Here is a 22,327-nt window from a genome sequence, read left to right as displayed (position 1 = left end):
GCACACTGCTGCAAAAGGAAGGTTGCATTCCCGAGATGAAGGAGGCCGGCAGCCATGTCCTTGCCTTTCACCAGCCTGCGAACGAAGTGGATTGCCGCTTTCGTCGCGTTCGTGCTCGTCCCCCTTCTCGGGGCCAGCCTATATACGTATAAGGAAATCGAGAACGTCCTGCGCCACCAGGTCGAGTCTTCGGCCGAGGAGCGGCTGCACCAGATCAATCTGAATATCGAACGCAAGCTGCAGACGATGATGCACGCCACCGCCTCGCTCGTCATCGACGAGAACGTGAAGCGGGCGCTGCTGCGTCCTCCGGCCACAGAGCGCGACATGCTGGACAACACCCATGTCATGGACAAGAAGTTTCTGGAGATGTCGACGTCGACCGCCAGCGACAGCTTCTATTTCTCCGTCTTCGACAACTTCGGCTCGTTGTACACCAATTGGGGGCGGACGCCGCAGGCAATGAACGCCATGAAGGAAAGCGAATGGTTCCGGCGGACGCTGGAGGAGAACGGATACATGGTATGGACGCTGAATCACGCCAGCTACGCCTCTCCGGACAAGCAGGCGCTGCTGAGCGTCTCCATGGTTTTCCGCGACGAGAGCAACAGAGGGATCGGGCAATTGGTCATCAGCGAGCCGACGCAATCCTACCTAGACATTCTGCAGATCGGTCATCCCGCCACTCCCGGCTTCGGGCTGCTTGTCGGACCGGGCGACCAGGCGCTCACCCCGCTTCCGGAGGAGGCTCTTCCGCTGTACGAGGCGCTGCGGCCCGTCATCGAAAGCTCCGGGGACGGCACCGTCAGCACGCAAGCGAACGGGGACAAATACGTATTGAGCACCTATTCGCTGCCGATGACGGGCTGGAAAATCGTACAGATCGTGCCGCACGGCGCCGTTTTTCGAGAAATCGACCGCATCCGCAACGTGTCCATTGCGATTTTCTCGGTCAGCATGGTCGTGTTTCTCGGCGTCATCGTCTTTTTCTCAAACATGCTCACCCGTCCGCTGCGCAAGCTGAGAAACGTCATGAAGCAGGTGGAAAAAGGACGGCTCGACGTTGCGGTAGAGGTGAAGACAAGGGATGAGGCCGGACTGCTGGGTCAGGCCTTCAATAAGATGCTCGAACGGCTTCAGGGCCATATCGACCGCGAGATCGTGCTGGAGCGGCGTCACGAGCAGGCTAAGCTGGAAGCGCTTCAGGCGCAGATCAATCCGCATTTTCTGCATAACACGCTCAATACGATCCGCTGGATGTCCATTATGGCGGGAACGAAGCCGATTACCGAGATGCTGATGTCTCTCGGGCACCTCCTCGATATGAGTATCCACCGGGGACAGGACCGCATCATCCTGCGGGAAGAGATGGACAACGTCCGGTATTTCATGACGATCCAGCGCTATCGCTTCGGAGATCACGTGACCGTCTCGGAGCAACTGGAGGAAGGAACGCTGGACGCGCTCGTTCCGAAGCTGTCGCTTCAGCCGCTTGTGGAAAACGTGTACCGCCACGCTTCCTTCCAGGAGGGACGGGGAGAGATGCTGATCCGTTCCCGAATCGTCTCTCCGGGCGAGCTCCTGCTGGAAATCGTGGACAACGGCCTGGAGGTCAACAAGGAGCGGCTTCGCGACATCGCCGAGCGGATCGGCGCCGACGAGCGGTCCGCCGGCTTCACCAGCGTCGGGCTGCGGAACGTGCACAAGAGAGTCCGCATGATGTACGGAGACGGCTACGGAGTCGCCATCCGCAGGGCAGAAGAGGAAGGCAGAACGTTCGTGTCGATCCGGCTGCCGCTGCAGCGGAATTCGGAGTCGGAGACGGAAGGGAGGGAAGACGATGAGGATCGTCGTCGTGGAAGATGAGGTGCTGGTGCGCAAAGGAATTTTGTCGGGCATTCCCTGGGCGGAGCATGGCATCGAGGTCGTCGGCGACGCCGCCGACGGACGCACCGGCCTGGAGCTGATCCGCAGGCTGAAGCCCGACATGGTCGTCACGGATATTCAGATGCCGATCATGGACGGCTTGGAGATGATTCGCCAGGTGCGCAAGGAGCTGCCGGATACGGCGATCCTGATTCTGAGCGTGCGCGAAGATTTCGGCGCCGTCCGGGAGGCGATCCGGCTCGGCGTGATCGATTACGTGCACAAGCTGACGATGAGCCCGGAGGAGCTTCTGGAATCGGTGCTTCAGGCCAGAAACGCCAAAGCGGGAGCCTCAAGCGAACTAGCGAAGCGGTCTGAAGGCGATTCGGAGACGGCTTCCGCTCCCGGCCTGCCGGAATGGCTGTCGGGCGAGCGGACGAGCGGGGAAGGAAGCGAATTCGTACCGGAGAATCGGCTGTACGCCGTAGGGATCGTTCGCCTGCCCCCGGGCTCCGATGCAGGAGCGGCGAGACGGCTGCTCGCCGCGGCGGAGGAGCCCGGTTTGCGGGAGGCCGTCTTGCACGCTGCCGTGCCGGATGCCGTATTCGTCGCCCGCGCCGATCCCGCGGACGCAGAGGTGGACGCCGAAGCGCTGGCCGAGCGCTGGCGGACGGATCTCGAAGCCGCGCTGCGGAAGCTCGGACCCGATGGGTCGCGTATGTCCGTTGGCCTCGGCGCGGTGCGGCGCGGGACCGCGGAGCGGAGCGAGGCTTATCGGGAGGCGCGGGAGGCGCTCACCGGACGCTTCTATGCCGGAGCAGGCTTCTCGCATCTGTATTCGCCGGAGGACGAGCGGAGCGAGACGCCCGAAGAGGCCGGGAGCTTCGCTCCTACCACAGCGCTGAAAGCTTACCTGACCGCGCTCGAACAGTCGGACGAAGAACTGGCGGCCCGCAGATTCGAGGAATTGTTTCCCCCGCTTCCACCGAGCCGGATTTCCCCGCGCGCGGTTCGCGACCGGATGCTGCAATGGCAATCGGCGGTCGCCCTCCTGCTGGGAGAGTGGGGCTACCCGCTGCAGGGCTTATGGAAACAGACTTCTCCCTTCGAGCAGCTCAACCAGCTGGATATCTACGAGGAATTGCGGGAATGGTGCTGGCGGCTGCATACGGTTGCCCGGGAGCTGCTGGAGGATTGTTCGCATAACGGACGGCGAAGCGAGGTAGAGCAGGCGATCCGCTACATGAAGGAGAACTACCGTCATCCGATCCGGTTGCAGGAGGTCGCGGCCCACGTCAATCTGAGCGACAACTACTTCAGCTTCCTGTTTTCCAAGAGCACCGGCCAGCCCTTCGTCCATTATTTACACAACCTTCGCGTCGACAAGGCGAAGGAGCTGCTCCGCGAAGGCATGCTGCCCTGGTACGAGATCGGCGAACGGGTAGGCTTCGACAATCCCAAATATTTCGCGAAAATTTTCAAGCGGATAGCCGGAACGACTCCGACGCAGTTTCAGAAAAGCAAATGAGGCCGCGCGCGGGCTGCGCTTCCCGGCGCGGCCTCCGTTTGCCGGGTGACCCTTCTCTATCTCCTCTTCACCTCACGAAGGCGGAATTGTCCGACGAGTTGCTGCATGAAGCCCGTAATCGCTTCGACGTTGCCCGAAGTATGGCGCACGCTTACAATGTCCGCCTGCAGCTCCTGAATCTGCCCTTCCACCTCACGCGAAATGGCGCGGTTCTCGATGCTGACCCCTGCCACCTTCTCCATCAGGACGACGACTTCGTCGACGACCTGCGTTTTGCGCGAATCTTCCTCCTGTGCGTTCCCGAGCGTCTCCGAAGCCGCAGCGACCAGCTCCGTCCCTTCTTGCACGACCTTCGTCCCTTCGCGGATCGACGAATAGGCCTCCTGCGCGTGCAGCGAGATTTTCTCAACAAATCCGTGCACTTCCTCGGTCGACTGCCGCGTCAGATCCGCCAGCTTGCGAATTTCGCCGGCGACTACAGCGAAGCCGCGGCCGTGTTCACCGACCCTTGCGGCCTCGATGGACGCGTTAAGCGCGAGCAGGTTCGTCTGCGCGGAGATTTCCTGGATGACGTTCAGAACCCCTCGAATTTCGTTGGCCGTGTCGGCGAACAACCGGATCGTCTCGTTCGTCTCCGCGACCCGCACGGAAATTTCCGACATTTTATCCCCGATCCGGCCGACTTCTCCTTGAGCGACCGCGATCTGCCCGGACGCCTTCTCCTCCAGCTCTCTCAGCGTCTTGCGCATCTCGTCGGTTACGTTCTTCGCTTCGTCGATGTCCTTGAGCTGACGCCTCAGGCTGCGGATCATGTCGTGAACCTTCCCGCTGACCCGCTCGGTCGAGGACGCCGTCGTCGCCGCGGACTCCTTGAGCAGCTGCTGGCTGACGGACACCTCCCCCGCCGCCAGGTGAACCTTAAGCATGATGCCTTCGAGCGAATCGATCATGTTGTTGATCCATTTCGCCAGCTCGCGGGATTCGTCGTTGTCGAATCCGTTCGTGTCCAGACGCTGCGTGAGATCTCCTTTCCCTTCGGCGTTAATGCGAATGAAGCGTCCGACCTGGCGGATCGGATCGACGACTTTCTCCTCCGCGCGCCTGTGCGACAAATAGACGAAGACCAGACCGAACAGCAGGTTAAAAACAATCGCGCTGAGCGCCGTCAGCAAAGGCGAAGCTTGTCCAGCGATCACGAGCAGCAGCGCGGCCGCCGCGGTCGCGAAGCCTCCGGCCAGCGCCAATTGCATGCGCAGCTGGCGGAAAGCGATGCCACGGATGCGGTAAACCTCCTCCAAATCCCCTTCGCACATCATCCCCCAGTTGTCCGGACAATGCGGCAGGCGGAAGGTGACGCCCTTGCCGATAACCGGAATGTGACGGTAGTCGGAGTAGCCGGGAAACTCCACGAACAGATTGCTTCCGTTGCGAATCGTATTGGCGACGCCGGGATGCAGCTCTCCGGTCGCCGGGTCCGTGAACCTCAGCTCCAGCTCCGTATGCTCCTTGACGGCAACGGTGCCCCAATCCGTCGTGACGCCGTCCTTCAGATTTTCCCCGTGCGTGAACGTTCGGTCCTCGAACCGGCTGCGCGACAGCGCCGTTCCGGGCGCGATGGGCCGGTTCAGAACGGACTCCGCCATAAAAATATAGTTGTCCCCCGAATCCGGGTATACGTGCCCGGACTCTCTCTGGATCAAATCGCCGATAACGTCGTTGGGCACCCTCGCGCAGAGCGTGCCGGCCAAGACTCCGTCTTTAACGACAGGCACCAGAAACATCAGCGTCATTTTATCGTGAAACGAGGACGATCTCGGACCGATCTCCAGCGTTGCCGGGTCCCCGTAAGGACCGAACAGGCACGGGCGGCCTCCGTTCTCCCGGGCGTACGTCCAGCCGGCCGCGAACGGCGAGCCGCTTCCGAAGTCTCGGCCGATATGAGCTGCGTAGGTCGAATGGGCGACAACTCCCCGGGGGTCGAGAACGAACAGTTCCGTTACGTCGGACGCCCTGGCACAGACGGCCTCGAATAGCCCTCCCCAGCCTTCCGAACCTTGCGCTTCGTCCTTCCCCTTCCCGCCGGCAGCCAGTTTGACCGACACCATCTGCTCCCTCAGACGTTCCAGATGCAGCCACATGTCGTTCGTCCAGTCTTCGAGAATTTGCACGCGCGTATCCGCGATTCCTTCGAAGATGTCCTCGACGTCTTTCTTCAACTTCGCGTTTAACCGATAAGACCACCACAAAGGCAAACCTTGCTTCCAGCCGAGCCATCCGAACATAAGCTCCACCCCATGACTAAAGTCTTATATACATGGCAGCTATTGTAACATATGGAGGCATATTTGGAAGCTATTATCTTCCATTTCACATCACATATGGAATAAAGGGTGACATTTTTTTGATTTCGGGCGAAAATCGTCTACTCTCGCATGGTTTGATGTGAGATTTCTCATCACATAACGCCAAAAAAAAGCCCCCGGACACGCGCCGAAGCGGCGAACCGGAGGCTTACCTCGATCAGTTTCTTATTTTACGAAGCCAAGCAGCATTTCGCGAATCATTTTGGAAGCAACGATTGGCGTCATCTCTGTCGGATCGTAGATCGGCGCCACCTCAACGAGGTCGAAGCCGACAACCTTGACGCCGGAGCGCGCAATCGCATGGATCGCTTCAAGCAGCTCCTTGGACGTGATGCCTCCGGCCTCCGTCGTTCCCGTGCCGGGAGCGGCCGAAGGATCGAGCACATCGATGTCGATCGTCACGTAGACCGGACGTCCGGCCAAGGAAGGAAGCTCTTTCTTGAGCGGCTCGGCCACTTCGAACGGGTGGAAGTGAATGCCGGATTCCTGAGCATACGTCCAGTCTTCTTTGGAGCCGGAACGGATGCCGAACTGATAGATATTGGACGGCCCCATCAGCTGCGCCGCTTTGCGCAGCGGGGTGGAATGGGACAGCGGCTCGCCCTCGTAGTCCTCGCGCAGATCGGTATGTGCGTCGAAGTGAAGAATCGCAAGGTCCGGATACTTCTTATACACTTCCTGAATGACCGGCCAGCTGACAAGATGCTCTCCGCCCAGGCCGACAGGGATTTTGCCGTCTGCTAGCACGCCGCTAACATACTCCCCGATGATGTCCAGGCTTTTCGCCGCATTGCCGAACGGAAGCAGCAGATCTCCCGCATCGAAATAAGCAAGATCGTACAGGCTGCGGTCGAGGTAGGGGCTGTACTCCTCCAGACCGACGGAAGCTTCGCGGATTCGGCCGGGGCCGAATCGGGAGCCGGGACGGAAAGAGACGGTATAATCCATTGGCATGCCGTAAATGACGGCTTTGGAAGCGGCATAATCGTCGGAGCTGCAGATGAATACATTGCCGGAATAAGCTTGGTTTAAGCGCATAAAATGAACGATTCTCCTTTATTTCGTCAGATCCTCGACAAACTTCGGCAGCGCGAACGCCGCCTTGTGCAGCCGAGGCGAATAATATTGGGTATCGAGCTCGGGAATTCCGCTCTCGTCGACCGCTAGCGGATCGTATTTCTTGCTGCCCATCGTGAACGTCCACAGACCGCTCGGATAGGTCGGAATGTTCGCAACGTATACGCGCACGATATCGAACACTTCCTTGACGTCGCGATTAACGCTGCGGATCAGATCGGCTTTGAACCACGGATTGTCCGTCTGCGCAACGAAAATACCGTCTTCCTTCAGCGCATCGTGAATGCCCTGATAGAAGCCTTTGGTGAACAGGTTGACGGCCGGGCCCACCGGCTCCGTCGAATCCACCATAATGACGTCGTACGTATTTTTGTGATCGTGGATGTGCATAAAGCCGTCGTTAACGATCACTTCGACGCGCGGATCGTTCAACTGGCCCGCGATGGAAGGCAAGTATTGCTTCGAATATTCGATGACTTTGCCGTCGATGTCGACGAGCACCGCCTTCTTCACTTGCGAATGCTTCAGCACTTCGCGAATAACGCCGCCGTCGCCACCGCCGACAACGAGCACATTTTCCGGGTTCGGATGCGTAAACAGCGCCGGGTGCGCCACCATCTCATGGTACACGAATTCGTCCTTCTCCGTCGTCATGACCATGCCGTCGAGCACGAGCATATTGCCGTATTCCTCCGTCTCGATCATTGCGAGCTCTTGGAAATCCGTCTGCTCATGGACCATCGTTCGTTTGATTTTCATTGTGATGCCGAAGTTTTCGGTCTGCTTCTCCGTGTACCACAACTCCATGGAGGACATGCGCATCCCTGCTTTCTATGGGCTGAATTCCGACCGCCTAATGTATCAAGCTAGAAGTATTATAAAATATCGACGACAAAAAGCAATCATTCCATAAGGAATTTTAATGTTCGTTTGCCCTATTGCGGAATATTCCCCACGCAGAATAGCCTCCCCCTTCCTTCCCCATACTACAAAGGAAACGATTCCCTTTATGTCGAAGGAGGCCTCATCCATGGATCGTCAAGCCGCCGGCAATCGGAAGAAGTCCCGCCCTGTCTCCGGCTGGAGCAAGCTGCGCCGCCGCATCGGATGGATGACGCTGCTATCGCTGATCGCGTTGGCCGCGGCGGGCTTCCTGCTGCTCAAATACGCCCCGCTACCGGCCGGCGCGACGATGCAGTCGACCCGCATCCTGGACGCCAACGGACAGACGATCGCCAGCCTGAAGGGCGGCGTCAACCGGCCGACCGCGAAGCTGGCCGACATCTCCCCCTGGCTGGTCAAGGCAACCCTTGCCGTCGAAGATCGTCGCTTCTATGAGCATGCGGGAGTCGACTGGCGCGGTTTGGCCCGGGCGGCTTGGGTGGATCTGCGCCATATGTCCAAGGAGCAGGGGGCCAGTACGCTTACCCAGCAGCTTGCACGCAACCTGTATTTGTCGCATGAACGGACGTGGACGCGCAAGCTTAAGGAAGCCTGGTATGCAGGCCGGTTGGAGCAAAGCTTTACCAAGGATGAGATTTTGGAGCTGTACCTCAACCAGATCTATTACGGGCACGGGGCATACGGAGCGGAGGCCGCCTCCCGGCTTTACTTCAATAAACCCGCCAAAGAGCTGACGATCGCCGAAAGCGCCCTGCTCGCCGGCATTCCCAAAGGACCGCGCTATTACTCTCCGCATCTGAATCCCAAGAGCTCCCGCGCGCGCCAGAGGAAAGTGCTTCAATCCCTGCTCGAAACCGGTCAGATCACCAAACTGCAAGCCGATCGTGCGGCACGCGAGAACGTCGCCGTCCGCGCTTTGCCGGAGGAGGAGGAACGGGCGGCCCCTTATTTCGCCGAATACGTCAAGAAGATTGCCGTCGAACGGCTGGGCATCGACGAGAGGCTGATGAACGAAGGAGGGCTGACGATACGCACGACGCTCGATCTGCGCATGCAGCAGATGGCCGAGGCGGCCGTCAAGAAGGGGCTGACAGGAGCTAACGAGGAATTGCAAGCGGCTCTAATCGCCGTCGATCCTCGCAACGGTTACATTAAAGCGATGGTCGGCGGGCGCAGCTTCCGCACCAACCAATATAACCGCGTGTTCACGAACACGCGGCAGCCTGGCTCTTCATTTAAACCGATCGTCTATGCGGCGGCGCTGGAAAACCGAACGATAACGGCGGCGACCCGCTTTCGCAGCGAACCGACGCTATTCTACTTCGATCATGGCCGCCAGATTTATCGTCCCGGCAACTATAGCGGACGATACGCTCATGCGGATATTGGGCTGCGCCAAGCGATCTCGGCTTCCGACAACATCTATGCCGTCCATACGATTGTACAGACCGGACCGGAGGCCGTCATCTCCATGGCTCGCAAATTAGGCATCGCCTCGCCGCTCAAAGCCGTCCCGTCCCTGGCGCTTGGCACGTTCCCGATCAGCCCCTTCGAGATGGCGTACGCCTTCTCCGTCTTCGCCGGCGGAGGAGAACGGGTCGAGCCGATCGCGATTACGCTCGTCCAGGATCGCCGGGGCAAGGTTCTGTACGAGAGCCATCCGCAACGGACACAAGCCATCGAGCCTGCTCTGGCCTACGTAACGACCCATTTGCTGAAAAGCGTATTCGAACGGGGAGGCACCGCTCGCAGAGTCGCAAACATGATCAAGCGCCCCGTCGCCGGCAAATCGGGCACGACCGACTCCGACGCCTGGTTCGTCGGCTATACGCCGGAGCTGACGACCGCCGTATGGCTTGGCTATGACCGCGGCCGGCCCATTACGTCCGGCGAAGCTCATCGCGCCGCGCCGATCTTCGCTCAATATACAGAAGCGGCTTTGTCGGGAACCGCTCCGAAGGGCTTTCCCGTGCCGGAAGGCGTCGTTCACGCCTATATCGATCCGGCAACCGGCCTGCTCGCTTCCCCCGCCTGTCCCGGCGAGGGTGCGGTCGAGGTGTTCCTGGAAGGAACCGAGCCCGTCCGCTCATGCGGTCCGCTGGGATCGGCCATCGAAGTCAAGCCGAATCGGGACGAGCAGTCGGGCCGTTCCTGGTGGCGGAAGCTGCGGGGCTGGTGGCGCTCCTGATGTCGCAGGTGCTCCGCGCGGGCCAGGGGTGAAGGACAAAATTGTGCCTCCACGCCAACCAAGACGCGGGGTGAAGGCCATAAAAGTGCCTCCGCTCCAACCAAGCTGTGGGGTGAAGGCCAAAAATGTGCCATAATGGCCCGCGGGGGGCGCGTGTAGTGCGCATGGTTTCGGCGCTTCTCCCCCCTTCCAATCAGAACGGCCGCATGCCCAACGTATTCACTTTCTCGCCTTCGATTGAAACTCCCATCTGCGCAGCGATCTCCCGATAGAAAGCTACGCGGCGAGCGATGCGCCGATCGCTTTCGTCCAGATTGCCCTCTATATTGCCGTTAATGATCATAATGGTAATCCCGAAGCCCGCCGGCGTTAGCCCCTTGGCCTTATTCGCTTCGGAAGGCGTCCAGTTGCCGACCATCACATCGTGAGCCGAAGGCTTCGGCGACTGGGGGGTCATCCAGAACAGAATAGCCGTCATAAAGCCCAGCTTGCCGTCTTCCACAATCAATTCGGGCTGTTGGAGCAGCGGATCCTTAGAGCCGTAAATAATTGCGCTGATCAATCCGTAATTGTAGTTCCAGCTCAGTTGGATCGGTCCGCGCCCGTGATAGGATTTCCCCTGAACCGGAGGGAAATCGTCGTTCTCCTCTACATATTTGGATCCGGTTGCGTTCCTGTAGGCGATCTCCTCATTCCAGTACAATCCCCATGCCCGCAGATCCCCCGACGACGTCGCCGTTCCTTCGCCCGTTTCGTGCGAAATATTCGCAAGGAACGCTGCCAGCTCGCGCTTGCGCTGCAAATCGGAGCCTTCCTTAATAAAGGAGCCGAAATCGACGGTCTGAGATACGATCGCCGCGATCGACGTCGTCGTGCCGGATGAAGAATAGAAATCGGCGGCTTGATAGATAAGCGTTTCCGTCCGGGCCTGTTTGTCCAATCGAAATATGCGCTTGCTTTCGGAATTGTCCTGCCTGTACTCCACCTTGTACTTGATGTTGGCGACCTCGGCCACGGCAGCCAGCAAGTTGGCGTAGGAATAATAATCGGTTTGATCTATTCTATAGTGGGACAAATGGACGGAAAATTCGTGCCACCCCTCCGACCCGATTCGATTAGGAAACAACCGCTCGTATTCGTCTTGCGGCAAGACGCTTTGAACGGCGTCTACGGCACGATCGGGCGCAAACAGCGGATCGATTCCCCCCCACAACGATTCGATGTCGGCATCGGTAAGCACTCGGCTTTGACCTACAGCCGGAGTCTTTGCTGTTTCGAACTTCGCCTCGAGCTTCTCTTCGCGTTCCATCCCGTTCTCCCCTTCTGATTGTTGTTCGAATGAAGCCTGCAATTCCAATTGTATTAGGCGCCGAAATGGTTTTCTATAGGAGGAAACCACGATTTTGTTATACAAAAGCCTGCAAAATAGCTTCGTCGGCTCGGAAGCCATCGCCTGAAGCTCCGGGAGAAACCGCTGTCATCCCCGCCATGTTCTGTTACAATGAACCTATCTGCCTGTCTGATAGATTCAGATGCTATTGCCACTACCGGAAAAAGGATGGAGCCGATGAATCGATTTCTGACCTTTAAGCAAAAGCTCATTCTAACGTATATGGTTTTTATCGTACTGCCCATGTCCGTTCTTGGATTAGGAGCCTACGGGCTGTATAGCGACGCTATGGAAAAAAAGGTGAGCGACTTTGCCCAGCAAGTCGCCGTCAGCACGGCCTCGAACATCGAGATGTATATCCGCGAGCTGGAGCAATTTACGCTGATGCCTTATTATGGCCGCGATTTTCAAGACACGCTGACCGACGACAGCGGAGCGGACCCTCTGTTAAGCATCGAGGTTAAAGAAACAATCGAGAAAAATTTCAGCTTCTGGCAGTCCCAGAGAGGCAGCGTCGAGAATATTTCCTACTTCAGCAAGCCCGGAGTCGGCCAGGAGCGCATCTACAGTCTCGGTTATCTTCCTCCCGACCTGGAAGTCGGCAAGCTGCCTTGGTTCGAAACGTTCAGCGGCTCGGATGAAATCGTTACCTATCTCAGCCTGCATCAGCCCGCCTCGACCGACTTGATTCAGAACACGCCTCCGCCAAAAGTGTTTTCCCTGATTCGTAAAATTTATAAATCGTCCACTATTCTGATTACTTCGGGTTTCTTTCAGGTCGATTTCACGTTGGAAGACATCGAAAGAATTATGAGTCGAGTCAATCGCGAGAAGAACGGCTCCTTCCTGCTGATCGACCGGGATGGACAGATCGTCTATTCCGGCGATCCGGTTAACGAACAACTGCTGGCCCATATCGCCGAGCCGCCCTCGGATGGCCAAGATCGGCAAATCGTCAGTATGGGGAGCCAAAAAAACATCGTCGTTCATCATCCCGTGGGCAAAATGGGTTGGACGGTGGTCGGTTACGTCCCGGTTTCGCAGATCGTATCCGGAATTATGCAGGTGCGCAACTCCATGATTTTGATCGGAGTCGTCTGCATCGTGCTTGCACTTATCGTTTCCACAGGCATTTCCTATCAAATTACTAAACCGATCTATAAGCTGATCTCGCTGATCAAACGCGTCGAAACGGAAGACTTTCAAATTCAATACGACAATCCGCCACGCAACGAAATCGGACAGTTGATTCGCAGCTTCATCCGGATGAGCCGCAGACTGGACGAGACGATTCGCAATCTGTATCAGGCGGAAATCGTTCGCCAGGAAAGTGAGCTTCAGGCGCTCAAGTCGCAAATCAACCCTCATTTTCTCTTCAATACATTGGAAACGATCAAGATGAAGGCGGAGATCGATGAGGCCGACGCTACAGTCGATATGATCACCGCATTGGGCAAGCTGGTCAAAACGTCGCTGCATGCAGGCAACGACTTCAATACTTTTCGAGAGGAAAGAGAGTACCTCAACAATTATTTTTACATTCAAGATAATCGCTATGCTTCCCGATTCGATATGACGATTGACGTGGAAGAAGAGCTGATGGAGTGGTATATTCCCAAGCTGCTTATTCAACCGCTCGTCGAGAACGCCTTCTACCACGGGCTGGAGATGAAGCAGGGAAAAGGAAAGCTGAGCGTCGCAATCGGCAGGGAGGAGTCGCATGTGAAGGTCGTCGTAACGGATGACGGGTTGGGCATGTCGCCGGAACGGCTGCTGCGCCTGCGACAAAGCCTCGACGACGGCAAACAGAGGCTCTCGCAAGACGAGAAAAGCATCGGTCTCGCAAACGTATTCGCCCGAATCGGATTGTATTTCGGCTCCCCCTACACGTTGCACATCGACAGCCGTCCGGGAGAAGGTACAGAGATCGTTTTGCTGCTCCCTCCAATTAAGAGCGAAAGCGAGGTTAACATTTATGTTTCGCGTCATAATCGTGGATGACGAAGCCTACATTCGCCAAGGTCTTCGTAAAATATTGCAGCGTTTCGCCCCGCAATGGGAATTGGTAGGAGAAGCGGAGGATGGAGAGGCCGGACTGCGGCAAATTTTGCGCCTGCAGCCGGATCTGGTCATTCTCGATTTTCGTATGCCGGGCCTGAACGGAATCGAGTGCTGCGAGCGGATTGCCGAGCGGGCTCCGCGCATTAGGCGCATTCTTCTCACCGCATATCAGGATTTTCAACTGGCGAAGCAGGCAATCAGCTGCGGCGTCACCGAGTTTATTACGAAGCCGCTGGATCGCGGAGAATTGCTCGAAACGCTTCGAAAGGTAGAGACGATGATCGAGAAGGAGCGCAACGAAGAAGCGCGCGTTCTTTCCCTGCAGCAATCCGTCCAGAGAGTCGCCCCGCTTGCAACAAAGCTATATTACCAGCAATTCATCTTCGGACAGGACGACCGCGAGCTGGCGCAGTTTATCGTCGAGGCCGGCTACTCTCCCCCGCTCGACCGTGACAGCGACTCCCTCGTTCTTCTGGCGATCAGTCCCGACTGGATCGAGAACAACGCTTACAGCTCCTTCGACGTGGAACTGTTCCGGTACGCGTTGACGAAATTCGTTCAGGAGTGGTATGCGGAGCGCAACTCCGCCTATGTGCTGCAAGACCATATCGGTCAAGTAGTAGTTGTGCTGAACTACACTTCCGGAGAAGCTGCCGCTTCCCTAAGCGCTCGCGAATCGGCGAACAGACTGCAGCGGGACATCGACCGGACCTTCAAACGAACAGTCACGATCGGGCTCAGCGGCTTTCATCCATTGGCCGAGGCCTCCCAGGCCTACCAAGACGCCTCTCTTGCCGTCACCTACAGGCTGGTCTGCGGAGGAGGACAGATTCTATCCTTGCCCGCGCTGCCCGTAGATAGGAGGATATCGGCCTCGGAGCTGGAACACCTGGACAGTTCGCTTGAACAGCTGCTGCTAGGCAATGAACAGGCCGCCTTCTCGGCAATCGACAAATTTGCCTTCTCCGAGCCCTTGATGCCCGCAGAGCTGAAGCGTTTAATCACCCATTATATTCTGCGCGTCGGCGCTCAATTGAAAATAATGGATCTGGATATGCGCCAAATTAGCGGCAAAACGCTTGAAGAGTGGCTTCATGAATTGGAGGGCATCGCTGTGCGCTCTTCCCTCATGTCCAGAATCGGCGAGCTGGTTCGGGATGTATGCCGAACGATCCGTCAGGAACGCAGCGCCCCCAATACGCCGTTGATCGAGAAGGTCAAACAGCACGTCTCGCAGGATTTAGCCGACGGCGTCAGCCTGCAGTCGGTAGCGGATCGCTTCGGTATGAACGCCAGCTATTTCAGCCGCTGGTTCAAGTTCGAAACCGGTCAGAACTTCGTCGCGTTCCTGAAGGAATGCCGGATCGAGAAAGCCCGGTCCCTTCTCTTGCAGAGCTCGCACAGCCTGCAGGAGATCAGCGAGCGGGTCGGATATGCCGACATCAAGCATTTCTGCCGGGTGTTCAAGGAATATTCGGGCTATTCCCCGTCGGAGTACAAAAGAGCGCACTCCCGCTGAACCGTCAGAGCCAAGTCGCCAAAGTAAAGAAATTCATCCGAATGTAAAATCTGCCCCCCTATTGACTCCGACATTCGTGACTTAAGATAAAACAGAACCGAGGAATACGCTTACAAAAATGATTTGGGGGGATTTCAATGAGCTTCACCATGAACGCCAAAAAACTTCCCGCAATACTGCTCGGAACCGGACTTCTTCTCGGCGGCTGCAGCGGCAACAACTCCGACGGAGCTCCTTCGGAATCGGCGGCAGGCACCTCTTCCGCCAATCCAAGCGCAAGTACAAACTCCGGATGGCAGGGGACCATTACGATGTACGCTCAAGTGTACACGCCCAACTCCAAAAACATCGCCGGCTTGAAAAATCAGACGAAGCTTCGCGAGGTGGCCGACGAGTACGAAGCCGCACATCCCGGCATTATAATCGAATTCGTCGACGAAGAGTTCAAGGATTATACGCAGACAGTTCGGGTCAAGGCGGCGGCCGGAGAAATGTTCGACGTGTTCTGGGGACAATGGGCCGAACTAAACAATACGTTTCCGAAAGGCATCGCAGAGGATTTGACGGAGTACTTCAACAAGCCGAACCCTTATATTCCAGACAAAGCGACCTGGGCGGAAGCGATGAATACGACCGTCATCAGCGAGACGCGCTCCCCTGACAGCAAGAGCTATAACATTAACGGGGACTACGTCGCGACCGCCTTTTTCTACAATAAAGATTTGTTCGAGCAGGCCGGCATCGCGCAAGCGCCGACTAGCTGGTCGGAGCTGATCTCCGCCACGCAGCAATTGAAGGCGGCAGGCATTACGGCCATGTCTCAGGCTCCAGATTACGACTGGTTCCAGCGCCACTTCCTGTCGGACTTCTTCTCTAAAGAGTACGAGACGATCTCCGCCTTCGACGAGAGCCCGGGCGTATCGTCGCTGGATCAGAGCATAGCCATTGTGAAAGGGATGCTGAATACTTCCGACGAGCGCTTTATGGGTTGGTGGCCGCTGTTCAAGTCGTTAACCGACAATTGGAAGCCCGATTACCTGTCGTCCGATCCCGGGGTTGTCGGCAGCAACGCGAGGAACGATTTCCTCGCCGGGAAAACCGCCATTTTCTACGACGGCAGCTGGTTGCCCGAGAACGCCAAGGACGCCAAAGTCACATTCGGGCTAGGCTCGTTTAACTTCCCCGTGCTTACGACGGCGGACACTCCGTACACGACCGGAGAAGACGTGTCGGGAGCGGTCGGCGGTCCGAACGCCGCCTTCCAGTTCGCCGTCTCCACCAAAGAGGCGAATGCAACCATGAAGGAGACAGGCAAGCAAGCGGCCGTTATCGATTGGCTGCAATTCCTGGGAACGCCGGCCAACGTAGAGAAAATCGTCAACGAGCACGGCACCTTCGTCCCGACCTGGCCGGATACGAAACCCGCCGAAAGCATGATCGAACTCGCCAACCAGGCTTCGAACAAGCTGAAGGCGCTCGGCGTAGGCGGATCTTCCCCGAACCTGGGCAAAAATATACAGCGCATCTTCGGCCTGTACTTGAGCGGCAATATCGATTTCGACAAAGCGAAGGCCGATGTACAGAAAGAGCTCGATACGGCGATCAAGGAATACCAGTCCAAAAACAATGTCGACTTCAGTCAATACTAGAGCTGGCCGCGAATCGCATTAAAGAAGGGGGAGCCGCTGCCTCGAAGCGACTCCCCCCTTTCATTCTCCCTATCGAGAAAGGATGATCATCCGATGGCCGGCAAAGCCAAAATCAAGAGCGCGCTTACCGGGTACGGCTTTATTCTCCCTACCTTCGTCTTCCTGATCTGGTTCATGTACTACCCGGTCTATCAGGCGCTGAACGGCGCATTCACCGATTGGGACGGCTTTAACGCGCCGAACTATATCGGCTTGGACAATTTCACCCGGATGTTCAGCGACGAAGTGCTGCGGCAATCGGTCGTCAATGCCTTGATCTGGATCGCTCTGTCTATCGTGCTGGCGATCGTTCCGCCCTTCTTCGTGGCGGAGCTGATCTTCCACCTCAAAAAAGAGCGTGCCCAGTACATCTACCGAACCCTGTTCGTCGTACCGATCGTTATCCCCGGCATTGTCACTATTTTGCTATGGCGATTTCTGTATCAAGGGGACGGCGCATTAAATCAACTGTTGGACATCGTTGGACTCGGCTCCCTCAAGCAGCTCTGGTTGGGTGATCCTAATATCGCCCTGTATTCCATCATTCTGATGGGCTTTCCCTGGATCAGCGCGTTTAATCTGCTTATTTTCTATTCCGGGTTGCAGAGCATTTCTTCCGAGGTTATCGAAGCTGCCAAACTGGAAGGCGCTATCGGCTGGAAACGGGTGCGGTTGATCGACATTCCGCTGTCCGCCCCGCAATTGCGGCTAATCGTTATTCTGACGTTGATCGGGAGCTTGCAGAACATTATTCCTCCGCTGATCATGACGAACGGCGGTCCCGGATACTCCACCTACGTCCCGATTCTTCATATGTACAACGTGTCCACCGTGAACGGAGAATTCGGCTACGGCATGGCTATCGCGCTTGTCATGTTCGCCGTGATTTTGCTGCTTACGCTTATCAACATGAAGCTGATCAAATCCGAATCCTGATCCAGAGGAGGTCTCACCTATGCGTACCTTCCGGCTGCCTGGCGCGGGACAATGGTGTTTGCTGGCGCTGCTGCTGTTTAACCTGCTTCCGATCTATTTTATGTTCGAAAATTCCTTCAAGTCGCCGATCGCGTTCGCTTCCAGCACTTTGAACTTTCCGCAAGAGTTTCTGTGGAGCAATTACTCGACCGCCTGGGCTAAAATCAGCGAGCCGATTCTGAACTCCGCTCTCATTATCGCCATGAGCGTCGCAGCGATCGTGGTATTCGCCGCTATGAGCGCTTACGCGTTTTCCAGACTGCGTTTTCCGCTTCAAAACACGCTGTTCCTGCTCGTATTCGGGCTGCTGCTCATTCCCGGCTTTCTCACGCTGATCCCGCTTTACCTGCAAATCAAGAAGCTCGGCCTCTCCGACAGCTATTGGGCGCTGATCCTGCCTTATATCGCAGGAGGCCAAGCCTTCAGCATCTTCGTTCTGAAAACCTTCTTCGAGCAAATGCCCGACGAGCTCTTCGAAGCCGCTCGCATTGACGGAGCCGGGAATATCCGGATTTTCTCGACGATTGTGCTGCCGTTGTCCGTTCCCATCTGCACAACTGTCGCGATTATCAATATTACCGGCCTATGGAACGACTACTTGCTGCCTTCGCTGCTGCTGAATCGCTCCCATCAGACGGTGACGATGGCGCTTGTATCCTTCGAAGCAGCCGCAGGTAATTACGGCCTGAGCGATTACGGAGGAATGATGGCCGCATACCTGCTCGCCTCCATCCCTCTGCTGCTCTTGTTCTCCCTATTGATGCGAAATTTCGTAGAAGGGATAGCCAGCGGCTCGATCAAAATGTAAGCAAAACGGGGCTGTTCCCTAGGGCGCGTATGCATACTCCGGATCGTACATTTGGTGAAAGAAACCTCTGAGCGGGTTTGCATACACGCCCTAAGCGCTTCAAGCCGCTTTTTGGGACAGCCCCGTTGCCCCGCTCCGATCAAAGCCACCGTTACTTTCTTTATCCCCGAGCTCCTCCCCATTGCGGACCGTCCGTTTATTCTTTAACGCTGCCGACCGTCATGCCGCGAACAAAGTATTTCTGCAGGAACGGATAAACAAGCATAATCGGCAGCGCGCCCATAAAGATCTGCGCCGTTTTCAGCGTCTTCTCGCTGAGATTTTCCAGCACCTTAAGCTGCTCTACGGATACCGAGGTCATCATGGAATTCATGGACATGATCAGAGTGGACAAGTACGTCTGCAGCGGATACTTATCCGGCGAGTTCAAGTAGAGAATGCCGTCGAACCAGGAATTCCAGTGCCCGACAATCGTAAACAAGCCGATGGTCGCGATCGAAGGCAGCGATACGGGAAGGAAAACCCTCCATAGAATGGTCCAATGTCCCGCTCCGTCGATCGTCGCCGCTTCCTCCAGCTCCTTCGGAATCGACCGGAAGAAGTTTAGCATCAGGATAACGTTCCATACGCTCAGCGCTCCGGGAAGAATCAGCGCCCAGATCGAATCGATCAGGCCGGTATTTTTGACAACCATAAAGGTTGGAATCAGCCCCCCGCCGAAGAACATCGTGACGGCAAAGAACCAGACGTACACCGTTCTGGAACCGAACTGCTCGTTCGATTTGGCCAGAGGATAGGCGGTCAGAAACACGAGCAGCATGTTGACGACCGTCCCGAGAGCGACTCGCTCCAGAGAAACCCATAACGCACGGAAAAATTCAACCTTTTCCCCCAAATAGATATAAGCGTCCCAAGAAAAGCCGACCGGCCATAGCTTGACCTCTCCCGCCATTGCCGCCGTATTCGAGCTTAAGGAAATCGACAGCAAGTGCAGAAACGGAACAATGCCGAGCAGGGTGACTCCGGTCAAAAACAGCGCGTTAAATGTAGTAAACAGCTTTCTGCTCAATGAGATCTGGCCTCGCATAGCCGACTCACCTCCATACTGATGTTGTGGACTATCGTGATCAAAATTGGGCTTTTGGGCCTTCATCTAGAAGATTCGGTAGTTGTTGTATTTGTAGGCTGCATAGTAGGTTACCGAGACTAGCGCAAGCGAGATGACGGACTTGAAAAGACCGACAGCCGCAGCAGGACCGAATTGCTGACTGAAAATACCCAAGCGATAAACGAATGTATCGATAATGTCCGAGCCTTCGTAAACGGTCGGATTATACATAATCAAGATTTGTTCAAAGCCGGCGTTCAATACGCCCCCAAGTCCCAATACGGCAAGCACAATGATCATCGGCGCTATGCCCGGCAGCGTAATATGGATCATCTGCTTCCATTTCCCCGCGCCATCCACCTCGGCCGCCTCGTACAGCGTGGCGTTAATGCCGGTAATGGCGGCGAGCATGATAATCATGTTGTAGCCCATGCCCTTCCATACATCCGAACCGATAATAATCGTTCTGAACCAACTGTTGTCGAGCATAAACATAATCGGCTCCAAGCCTAGCGACGATACTAGCGCGTTCACCGGGCCGTTCAAGGAAAACAGCTCGATCACAACGCCGCCAAGCACGGTCCACGACAGGAAAAACGGCAGGAAAACCGCAGATTGCACAAATCGCGAAAACCAGCTTTTCGTTACCTCGTTAAGCAGCAATGCCAGAACTAGCGGAACAAGCAAAAACAAAATCATTTTGCAGACCGCGATCAGCACTGTATTCCACAGCACTTGATTAAAGTCCGGAAGCTGAAACACGTATTTGAAGTTGTCGAGACCGATAAACTTCGACTTAAAGAAACCGGACAGCGGCTCGAACTCCTGGAAAGCCATAACCAGACCCGCCATCGGGCCGTAAGCGTAGATGATCGTAAAGAAGACTCCCGGCCACAGCATGAAATGCAACGGAAAATTTCTTTTTAGCTTTTTCACAGATGCCCCTCCGTTCTCTCCTATTGAAAAGCGGGAGGTTCGGTCGATTGTCCGACTCCGCCTCCCGCCTCCTCGTGCGGTTTATTTCACTGCTTGCGTATCGTACCATGCGTTAACTTCTTCGATAATCTTGTCGCCGCCGAGCGATTTCCAGCTGGCCACGAACTTATCGAACTCGTCAAGCGATGCGCCCATGATGATCTTCGTGAACGACTCCTGCATCAGCTTGTCGAGCTGACCGCCCTTGCTGACGATCGTCTCCGTAGGCAGACCGTAGAATTCGTTGTTGACGAATTGATTGCTTTCCTTGACCTTCTTCGTTGTGCCCCAGCCTCCGTCTTTAGCTGCGCGGCTGTAATATTGTCCCCAACTGATGCCCAGGGATTGACGGGAAGTATCTTTGGCCAAGTATTCCTTCGTCGCGCGGAAGACGGAGTCGACGTTGCTGAAGTTCTCGTCTTCCAGCGTAATCTCGGTTTGACCCGCATCCAGCGCCTTGTTGACTTCGGTATAGATGTTGTCGATATCGGCCGGGTTATAGATCCGCGGATTAAACCAGTTGTAGACGTAGCCTTTGGCAGCCTTCTCGTCGTCCTTGTACTTCTTGTAGCCCATCTCGATGTAGAAGTTCAGCATTTTGATGGCGGCTTCAGGATGCTTCATATCTTTGCTCACCGCGAACACTTTGCCGGCGCGAAGCTTCGGCACAAGCGATTTGCCCGGTCCGTCCAGACCCGGAATTTGCAGCGCGATCCATTCCGCCTTCGGATCCTTATCCATGTGGGAGTTAAGCGGCCAGTTCGGGTACCACCATTCTCCGTAAGAGATGCCCACCTTGCCTCCAACGATATCCTCGACAGCTTTGTTTTCGTCCTTCAGCGCAAACTCCTTGTTAATAATGCCGCGCTTATACCACGATTGCAGCATTTCCAATCCGGCTTTCATTTCCGGCTGAATCAGGCCGGGAGCCAGTTTGCCGTCGCTGCCCTTGATCCAGGCGGACTGCTTGTCGCCAACGGACGGATACGCTCCGAAGCCGTTGAAGAAACCTCTAAGATCGAAGCCCCAGAAAAACAATTCCTTCTGGAGAGAGACGCCGTAAGTATCATTCTTGTTATTGCGATCCGGGTCCTGCGTAACGAATGCTTCGGCAACCTTGTCAAGCTCTGCCATCGTAGTCGGAGGCTGCATGCCCAGCGTGTCGAGCCAGTCTTTGCGAATCCACAGCAACTGCGTGGAGAGGAACGGGTCCTCGAAAGCCGGAATCGCCAGCTGCTTGCCGTCGGAGCTGAACGTCTTCATGGCGAAGCCGCCGTCCGACTCCATATACTTCCGCAGATCCGGGGAGGCGTATTGCTCGTACGCTTCCGTCAAATCTCCCAGCATGTTTTGGTTTTTCAGCTTCTCGAAGTTTTTCTGGTCGAGTTCCATGATGTCCGGCAGATCTCCCGATGCGAGAGCTAACGAGAACTTCTGCTCGTACTGGTTGTTCGGCACCATCCATTTGAACTTCACTTCGATGTTCGTCATTTCTTTCAAGTCTACGAGATATTTGTTCTGATCAGGCGTCATTCCGGAAGGCGTTCTTGGATCTTCCGGCGGATTGTAGCCGATCACCTCGGTCACCGTCACCGTCTCCGGATATTTGCCGAGCGGCTCGGGCTTGGTTGTCTCCGCGCTCGCTTCGCCGCTTTCCGAGGAATCCGAAGGGGCTACGGACGCCGATGAGGACGGGGACGAAGACGCTCCTTCTTTGTTGCCGTCTTTGCTCGAACATGCCGCTGTCACGGAAAGCACAAGGGACAACGAGACGATTACACTCCAGGATTTATGCCATTTCATTTGCAAGCTTCCCCCTATATGATCGTTTGCCTGTCTTAGGAGCTCCTTGAATTCATTATAGGCCTCGCGGGAAAA

15 protein-coding genes are annotated in these 22,327 nt (G+C 56.1%); 8 read left to right on the top strand and 7 right to left on the bottom strand.

What is annotated here, in order from left to right; all coding sequences use genetic code 11:
- Nucleotides 1-54 precede the first annotated feature (54 nt).
- Both J4772_RS02985 and J4772_RS02980 read left to right on the top strand, forming a co-directional pair.
- Nucleotides 55-1,866 carry a cache domain-containing sensor histidine kinase gene (locus J4772_RS02985; RefSeq protein ID WP_209074105.1) on the top strand — a complete coding sequence of 604 codons (1,812 nt, stop codon included), beginning with the start codon at nucleotides 55-57 and terminating at the stop codon, nucleotides 1,864-1,866.
- A complete protein-coding gene (locus J4772_RS02980; RefSeq protein ID WP_209074104.1) occupies nucleotides 1,841-3,394 on the top strand; it encodes a response regulator in 1,554 nt (517 codons plus the stop codon). The genes J4772_RS02985 and J4772_RS02980 overlap by 26 nt, the downstream gene beginning before the upstream one ends.
- Nucleotides 3,395-3,450: 56 nt before the next feature.
- Here the strand turns inward: J4772_RS02980 and J4772_RS02975 are convergent, their stop codons facing one another.
- From J4772_RS02975 to speE, 3 genes are all read right to left on the bottom strand, one after another.
- Nucleotides 3,451-5,676 (bottom strand): methyl-accepting chemotaxis protein, encoded by a 2,226-nt coding sequence (locus tag J4772_RS02975; RefSeq protein WP_209074103.1) that lies wholly within the window; start codon nucleotides 5,674-5,676, stop codon nucleotides 3,451-3,453.
- 246 nt (nucleotides 5,677-5,922) lie between these two features.
- Nucleotides 5,923-6,795, bottom strand: a complete 873-nt coding sequence (gene speB, locus J4772_RS02970; protein WP_209074102.1) for an agmatinase — start codon at nucleotides 6,793-6,795, stop codon at nucleotides 5,923-5,925.
- Nucleotides 6,796-6,813: 18 nt separating this feature from the next.
- Nucleotides 6,814-7,641, bottom strand: coding sequence for a polyamine aminopropyltransferase (gene speE, locus J4772_RS02965; RefSeq protein ID WP_209076895.1), 828 nt, complete (start codon nucleotides 7,639-7,641; stop codon nucleotides 6,814-6,816).
- A 223-nt stretch (nucleotides 7,642-7,864) separates the two neighbouring features.
- Here speE and J4772_RS02960 point away from each other — a divergent pair, with 223 nt between their 5' ends.
- Complete coding sequence (locus J4772_RS02960) at nucleotides 7,865-9,925, top strand: transglycosylase domain-containing protein (protein ID WP_247740998.1); 2,061 nt, start codon at nucleotides 7,865-7,867, stop codon at nucleotides 9,923-9,925.
- Nucleotides 9,926-10,118: 193 nt separating this feature from the next.
- On the opposite strand, the gene J4772_RS02955 is transcribed toward J4772_RS02960, so the two are convergent.
- Complete coding sequence (locus J4772_RS02955; RefSeq protein ID WP_247740997.1) at nucleotides 10,119-11,234, bottom strand: chitinase; 1,116 nt, start codon at nucleotides 11,232-11,234, stop codon at nucleotides 10,119-10,121.
- Between the two features lie 258 nt (nucleotides 11,235-11,492).
- Here J4772_RS02955 and J4772_RS02950 point away from each other — a divergent pair, with 258 nt between their 5' ends.
- The 5 genes from J4772_RS02950 (at nucleotide 11,493) to J4772_RS02930 (ending at nucleotide 18,366) form a co-directional block, all read left to right on the top strand.
- A complete protein-coding gene (locus J4772_RS02950; RefSeq protein WP_209074099.1) occupies nucleotides 11,493-13,316 on the top strand; it encodes a sensor histidine kinase in 1,824 nt (607 codons plus the stop codon).
- Entirely contained in the window at nucleotides 13,291-14,895 is a 1,605-nt protein-coding gene (locus tag J4772_RS02945) for a response regulator (protein WP_209074098.1), read from the top strand. The genes J4772_RS02950 and J4772_RS02945 overlap by 26 nt, the downstream gene beginning before the upstream one ends.
- Before the next feature lie 137 nt (nucleotides 14,896-15,032).
- Complete coding sequence (locus J4772_RS02940; RefSeq protein WP_209074097.1) at nucleotides 15,033-16,544, top strand: ABC transporter substrate-binding protein; 1,512 nt, start codon at nucleotides 15,033-15,035, stop codon at nucleotides 16,542-16,544.
- 93 nt (nucleotides 16,545-16,637) lie between these two features.
- Nucleotides 16,638-17,519: a carbohydrate ABC transporter permease gene (locus J4772_RS02935; protein ID WP_209074096.1), complete on the top strand. Its 882-nt coding sequence runs from the start codon at nucleotides 16,638-16,640 to the stop codon at nucleotides 17,517-17,519.
- Nucleotides 17,520-17,538: 19 nt separating this feature from the next.
- The gene (locus tag J4772_RS02930; protein ID WP_116063929.1) at nucleotides 17,539-18,366 is read left to right on the top strand and encodes a carbohydrate ABC transporter permease; all 828 of its coding nucleotides are present in this window, start codon (nucleotides 17,539-17,541) and stop codon (nucleotides 18,364-18,366) included.
- 196 nt (nucleotides 18,367-18,562) lie between these two features.
- Here J4772_RS02930 and J4772_RS02925 read toward each other — a convergent pair whose 3' ends face one another.
- The 3 genes from J4772_RS02925 to J4772_RS02915 all read right to left on the bottom strand — a co-directional run bounded on the left by J4772_RS02925 (nucleotide 18,563) and on the right by J4772_RS02915 (nucleotide 22,252).
- Complete coding sequence (locus tag J4772_RS02925; RefSeq protein ID WP_116063932.1) at nucleotides 18,563-19,453, bottom strand: carbohydrate ABC transporter permease; 891 nt, start codon at nucleotides 19,451-19,453, stop codon at nucleotides 18,563-18,565.
- Between the two features lie 66 nt (nucleotides 19,454-19,519).
- On the bottom strand, nucleotides 19,520-20,374 hold the full coding sequence (locus J4772_RS02920) for an ABC transporter permease (RefSeq protein ID WP_371822882.1): 855 nt from the start codon (nucleotides 20,372-20,374) through the stop codon (nucleotides 19,520-19,522).
- Nucleotides 20,375-20,491: 117 nt separating this feature from the next.
- Entirely contained in the window at nucleotides 20,492-22,252 is a 1,761-nt protein-coding gene (locus J4772_RS02915; protein WP_209074095.1) for an extracellular solute-binding protein, read from the bottom strand.
- Nucleotides 22,253-22,327 lie beyond the last annotated feature (75 nt).

The organism is Cohnella sp. LGH (assembly GCF_017671885.1).
Classification (GTDB): Bacteria; Bacillota; Bacilli; order Paenibacillales; family Paenibacillaceae; genus Cohnella; species Cohnella phaseoli.
This window is presented reverse-complemented; position numbering and strand designations above follow the sequence as displayed.